Raw genomic sequence first — 5,762 nt, forward strand, 5'->3', positions numbered from 1 at the left:
AGATATGAGATAGCCATTTCAATCGATCCTGGAGATAAAGAGGTAATTAAGCAACCTAGCAAATAAAGATAAAAACCTCATAACAATTTTTCCACCCAGAGCCACAATCAATGTAAAAAATATAGGTTTAAATAAAGTATAAGCATCACTAAAAGCGTCAATAAAGCCAATAGACTTAAGAACATTAAAAAATAAGGCTATAATCTCATTTGAATTACCAGCATAAGAATTTATATAATCTATTAAAGCATTGACCCTAGATAATATGAAAGCAACAGCGTCCATTAAATCTACGAAAAAAGGAACGGCAAATTTAGCAAAAAACATAACCATACCAAACATAAGCCCAAATCTAATTATAGCACCACCCCATTTAGCTACAAAAGAACCTAAAAAACTTACAATCCTGCCCATTATAATAACCTCGCAACAGCTTTATAAGTGAATAATGAGAAAAGAAATAAAAATAAAGCGTAAAAAATAAAATAAAGAACAGGACGAGCGTCCTTTACTACAACGCAAATATCAATAGTAATTTTTTTGCTTAATCCATATTTGATAACGAAATCACGAGTATAAGGACAACTATTAACAGAACCATGAACTTTAAAATCACTCAATTTACCTTTCTTAAGTCTATTATAAGCACCAACGATTTGATCTTTAGCATCCTCAAAAATTTTCATAAATTTATTAGTGCCACCCTCAACAGTTTCATTAAGTTCATTTAATTTACTAAAATCAAATTTAGCCTGATCGTCGTCATCCCTATCCCCAGGCTTACCACCACCGCCACCACCGCCTGGATGAGTGCCGTTTTTATCTTTATCTTTATCATCACCGGGTTTATCAGGATTACCAGGATTACCACCACCACCGCCAAAATGACCACCGCCAGGATTTGGTTTATCAGGTTTTGTTTTATTATCATCAGGCTTATCAGGCTTATCAGGTTTATCAGGCTTATCAGGCTTATCGGGGTTGGTCTTATTATCATCGGGTTTTTTTGGATCATCCAAGTAAAGATGATCTATTTCATCGTAATTGCAGCCGTAATCTGCATATTCATTAGCGGCATTTACGACAATAGAATTTCCATTACCGCAACTAAAGCAACATTTTGGAGTAAAAGTAATATTAGGAGTTTTACAAACATCGGGATCGGTAGAAAAAGCACCCGTATATTTTGAACCCGGGAATTGTTTATTACAAGCGCAATTAAAACGCAACTCTCTATCGGTTATATGCTCGCAATCATCGGCGCACTTATGATTGGCAAGATCATAACCGAGCTTACAATGCTGCGTAGCGAAATCACTATCGTAAGCGAAAACATCAACGATAAATCTAGCATTAGCAATTTTAGGATCATCGCTATAATCAAACTTCTTTAAAGGATATATAAAGGTAGGAAAAGTTTGAGCACAAGCAAACTTATAAAAAACCTGTGTAGAAAATTCCTTATAAAGAAATATTTCATAATTATTATGAACTCTAACATAATGGTAAACTTCCATATCCGAGCCATCTTTTCTAAATCTATACATAAAAAGCTCATTTTCTCTATCGAAAGCAAGCTTATAAGTATAACGGTCATCTTCTTTATACATAGACCCATTAATAGGAGCACCATATTTGGGAATAAAATTATAGCCACAACCAATTTCAGTGGCATTAGAAAGAGAGGCTACAAGTAGGAGGATTAGGGAGATAAATTTAAACTTATTAAGCATTTTTACTCTTCCTTAAATTTGCGTAGGGGGAGCGAACCCGATTTTAATCGCAAGCTCATAAAATCGGCTCCCCCTGCGACCCTGTTATGCGCGGCGGCTTTCGGGTGTCCGAAAGCTACACGCCGCGCGCGCTTCGCTTCATATATAGGCAAGCAAATAAGCGAAGTAACCTAAGACCAACGGCGCGAAAATAGCGTAAAAGCCAACTGAAACGGGATATTTGCGACACCGAACCAAAAGAAAAGGCTAAAGAAATAATCAAACGACTTATTACCGATCCAATCGATTAAAACAAATTCCATCACAACCCCTCAAAAACCTCATTTAATCTTAGAGATTGTAAGAAATATCCCCAAGACGAATAAAAAACCGCAAAGACAACCGCTAAGCGCCATCAAAGAGCTGTATCGCTCTAAGCTCAAACCGGTTAAATTTAAAACTTCTGCTTCACTCATTTTGAAAACAGATCCAAACCTGCAAAAATAGACTTAATCGCAAAGAACGAAAGCGCCAAAATCGCATAAAAAGCATTTAAAAGTAAAGACATATGTAAGATTGAAATCTGCATTTTTAAACCCTTTTAAAAAATACCGCCCGAAAGGGGGCGGTAAAATTTAGCGTCTAAGCAAAGCAAGACCCGCCTTAACAGCGTAAATCAAGCCTATTAAGCCGATAACGACAACGACGGCAGAAGTAAAAGGATTACTATCAATAGTTCCACTAAATTTGCCATCTGCAAAAGTTACGTCAGCCATAGCTTGCGTAGCACCAAAGAAGACAGAACCGAGCAAAATCGCTAATTTGCCGAAAACAGAATTTAAGATTTTCATCTTAAACCTCCAAAAAAGAATTTTAAACTTGCAAGTTCTATCAAGCCGACCATATAAGATCGGCTTTGTAAAGCTTGTTATTTCTTAGGAGAAACGTTATTTAAGAAATTTATCCAGTAAGCATCGTCCTCATCGGTCGTAAGAGTATATGCGCCATTGTTAAAAGACGGAAGCCCGGCGTTAAATTTTAAAACACCCTTGTTTTTGAAAAACTGATTAAATTTCGTAGTAAGAACCCCAGCTGTTAGATCGTCTTTGCATAGAATGCGAACTATTAACTCTTGCTCTTTCAGATCGACGCAATTCGTTACAGAGTTTTCTTCCTCGTATCGATTGCGAGCGGTAATTTTTACGGAGCTTGAGTAAGCCCGCCCGTTCATCTCACCTTTAGCACCACTTTTTGCGATAGCACTTGAAATTTCGTAAGAAACCTTGAAATCTTGTAGAATGTAGTCCATAACTCTTCCTTTACTTAGATTTTGTTAGAAGTAACTCGATTAAACCTTAAGGGGCGGAAGGAAGAGTTATTTTCACAAACCGCCCCAAGTAGTTTAACCACGTGCTCGGGTGGAACTCCCGCCTAACTTCGACCCTAGACATCTTTACTCTGTCGCGGCATAGTGCGGAAAATTAAACACAGAATTTGCTATAATAACTTTGCGAATGGAATTATTGCAAATTCTCTACGGGAATTATTGCAAATTCTTTATTAAAAAAACTTTAAATAAAGGGAATTATTTCCAATGGATAAAAAAGAAATTGCAAAATTTATTGGTAAAGACCTAAAAACCTTATACAATTGGGAAAGACAAAACCCCAATTTATACAAAATAATAATCTCATACTTTTCAGACGATACAACAAATTCTTACGAACGGGAACTATTGCAAAAATTTAGGCAACTCAAGGAAATAGAAAAGAGATACTACCTAAGCAGTATGGAAACCAAAATTTTAAAAAGAGAGATGGAGAAAGAAGCAGCAAATGATGAATAAACTACTACTAGCAACAATTTTAACTTTCGCTAGCCTACAAGCTAAAGAAAGCATAGAAATAAACGTATCACCAAGCAACAAGCAATATCAATTTGGTAAAAATATAAATTTAATCGGCACGTGGGAGGCTATAGAAACCAAATGTTGCGTAAATTTCATTTTTGGTAGATACGACAAAATAAGAATGAGATTCGATAAAAGCGGCAAAATTTATAGAGTAGAAAAAAATAAAGAAACCCCAACCGATATGATATGGAGCATAAATAGTAATGGAGTAGTAAAGGTAGAAAAAGACGATAGCTATTATGATAAAATAGGAATAAACGAAGCTGCTAAAAAATCCATACAAGGCAAAATGGTAAAAGAGATATTTAAAGGAGTAGAAACAATAGAATTTCAAATCCTATCTAAAGAAAACGACAATTGTTTTATGATAGAAAGAAATTTAAAACTATGCAAAATTTTAGGAAATTTACACACAGAACCCGATAAAATAATTCAAATCGAAATGCACTAAATTTCTTTAAGCCGAAACACTCAAATTCATATCAAAGGCACGAAGTATTTTAGAAATAGTCTCAAATCTGGGCTTAGAGTTCGGTTTGAAAATTTTATAAAAGCTCTCTCTATTAAGATTAGCCTTTTTAGCTATTTTTTCAACACCATAGCTTTTTGAAATATACAAAAGAGCTCTTTTAAGCTCCTCTAAATCACCGTCGGCTAAAACTTGATTTAAATATTCTTTTCTTACATCGTCATTATCTAAAAAGTCAGACAATTCAAAAGTTTTTAACTCTTTCATCGAAGCTCCTTTAAAATTTCCTTAGCTTTTTCAATATCACGCGCTTGAGTGGATTTGTCGCCGCCACAAAGCAAGATAATCAACGTATCGCCTTTAAAAGTAAAATAAATTCTAATGCCGCCTGAAACGAAAATTCTAAGCTCATATATATCAGTAGCATTAGTTACGGATTTATAATCGCCGAAATAGTCCTCATTTTTTATTTTGTCGATACGACGCAGAATCGAAGCTTTGGCTTTATAATCCAATAAATTCTTATACCATTTTTCAAAGTATGGAGTATATTTTACTTGCATAAAGCTATTATATATCTTTGTAGCTTAATGGCTACTTAGGTGCACGAATTCCTCATAACCCGAAGGTCGGTGGTTCAAATCCACCCTCTGCAACCAATATCTTTAAATTTATATCACAGCATCGTGACTTCAAAATTTTACTCTTGACTTCATTGAGGAATAAGAAAATCTTCTATAATCTAAATCGGGGTATTTTATCTACTAATTTATTTCAAGCTAATGGCTTAAAATTAATAATTATCGAGAAAGATATATAAAATTCTTTAAATTGTAAAATTTGCCGACTCGTCTAAAATTTGTGATTTATCATACCACCAATCTTATCAATAATATTAAATAGGAATTGCGAAAGACTTAAATTTGCACGGATTTTATTATCGTAACATTTAGAATTTTAAGGCTCTCTTTAACTTAAGCTCACACAAAGGAGTAGTAAGTTACGATGAGAGCTATGAAAAACAGGTATATAGTCCGTTCCCGAATTTCGCAGAAGAAATTTAGAGAAATTCTCAAGTACTTCACAGAAGATATAGAAGCATCAAAGATATCAAATTTAACTAAAATCTCAGAAGTAACCCTATGTAAAATCTTTAGAAAAATAAGAGCTCTTATGTCTAAAGAGTGCGAAAAGATAAGTAAATTTAGCGGTGAGATTTCCAGCTCGCAAGCTCGCCTAGAAGCTTCGCTTTGAGATTGATGAAAGCTACTTCGGATCTAAAAGAGTAAGGGGTAAAAGAGGTAGAGGCGCAGCAAATAAAACGCCAGTGTTCAGTATGCTTAAAAGAGACGGCAAAGTTTATACTCAGATAGTTAAAAACTGCTCTGCTAGTGAGCTAATACCCATATTATCGCAATATAGCGAGCTTGATAGCTCTACTATCTATTCTGATTGCTGGAAGGCTTATGACGGATTAGTAGATTACGGAGCCAAAGAGCACTACAGGGTGAAGCACTCTAAAAATGAATTTGCTAACGGTAAAAATCATATAAACGGCATAGAAAACTTCTGGGGTTAAGCTAAATTTAAAGGTATTAAGAAAGAGAATTTCTTGCTTCATCTTAAAGAGTGTGAATTTAGATATAATACTAAAACTACACAGGAAAAC

At 34.7% G+C, this 5,762-nt stretch carries 8 protein-coding genes and 1 pseudogene; 3 read left to right on the forward strand and 6 right to left on the reverse strand.

The genetic code is table 11. The annotated features are described in order from the left end of the window. Positions 1–18: 18 nt before the first annotated feature. From Q0140_RS11660 to Q0140_RS11675, 4 genes are all read right to left on the reverse strand, one after another. Positions 19–414 (reverse strand): hypothetical protein, encoded by a 396-nt coding sequence (locus Q0140_RS11660; RefSeq protein ID WP_297964775.1) that lies wholly within the window; start codon positions 412–414, stop codon positions 19–21. Then, positions 414–1,733 (reverse strand): hypothetical protein, encoded by a 1,320-nt coding sequence (locus Q0140_RS11665; RefSeq protein WP_297964777.1) that lies wholly within the window; start codon positions 1,731–1,733, stop codon positions 414–416. Before Q0140_RS11665 ends, Q0140_RS11660 begins: the two co-directional genes overlap by 1 nt. Positions 1,734–2,347: 614 nt before the next feature. After that, positions 2,348–2,563 (reverse strand): hypothetical protein, encoded by a 216-nt coding sequence (locus Q0140_RS11670; protein ID WP_297964779.1) that lies wholly within the window; start codon positions 2,561–2,563, stop codon positions 2,348–2,350. A gap of 77 nt (positions 2,564–2,640) precedes the next feature. Next, entirely contained in the window at positions 2,641–3,021 is a 381-nt protein-coding gene (locus Q0140_RS11675) for a hypothetical protein (RefSeq protein ID WP_297964781.1), read from the reverse strand. Positions 3,022–3,306: 285 nt separating this feature from the next. Here Q0140_RS11675 and Q0140_RS11680 point away from each other — a divergent pair, with 285 nt between their 5' ends. Together Q0140_RS11680 and Q0140_RS11685 are read left to right on the forward strand one after the other, a co-directional pair. Continuing rightward, positions 3,307–3,558: a TetR/AcrR family transcriptional regulator gene (locus Q0140_RS11680; RefSeq protein WP_297964783.1), complete on the forward strand. Its 252-nt coding sequence runs from the start codon at positions 3,307–3,309 to the stop codon at positions 3,556–3,558. Continuing rightward, on the forward strand, positions 3,551–4,075 hold the full coding sequence (locus Q0140_RS11685; RefSeq protein ID WP_297964784.1) for a hypothetical protein: 525 nt from the start codon (positions 3,551–3,553) through the stop codon (positions 4,073–4,075). The genes Q0140_RS11680 and Q0140_RS11685 overlap by 8 nt, the downstream gene beginning before the upstream one ends. A 6-nt stretch (positions 4,076–4,081) precedes the next feature. Here Q0140_RS11685 and Q0140_RS11690 read toward each other — a convergent pair whose 3' ends face one another. Both Q0140_RS11690 and Q0140_RS11695 read right to left on the reverse strand, forming a co-directional pair. Beyond that, positions 4,082–4,360 (reverse strand): addiction module antidote protein, encoded by a 279-nt coding sequence (locus Q0140_RS11690; RefSeq protein ID WP_297964786.1) that lies wholly within the window; start codon positions 4,358–4,360, stop codon positions 4,082–4,084. Continuing rightward, on the reverse strand, positions 4,357–4,656 hold the full coding sequence (locus tag Q0140_RS11695; protein WP_297964788.1) for a type II toxin-antitoxin system RelE/ParE family toxin: 300 nt from the start codon (positions 4,654–4,656) through the stop codon (positions 4,357–4,359). Before Q0140_RS11695 ends, Q0140_RS11690 begins: the two co-directional genes overlap by 4 nt. A gap of 442 nt (positions 4,657–5,098) precedes the next feature. On the opposite strand from Q0140_RS11695, the pseudogene Q0140_RS11700 reads away from it, so the two are divergent. Continuing rightward, positions 5,099–5,762 (forward strand): annotated as a pseudogene (locus Q0140_RS11700) (IS1595 family transposase); the annotation flags it as partial.

This window comes from uncultured Campylobacter sp., from assembly GCF_938045405.1.
Classification (GTDB): Bacteria; Campylobacterota; Campylobacteria; order Campylobacterales; family Campylobacteraceae; genus Campylobacter_B.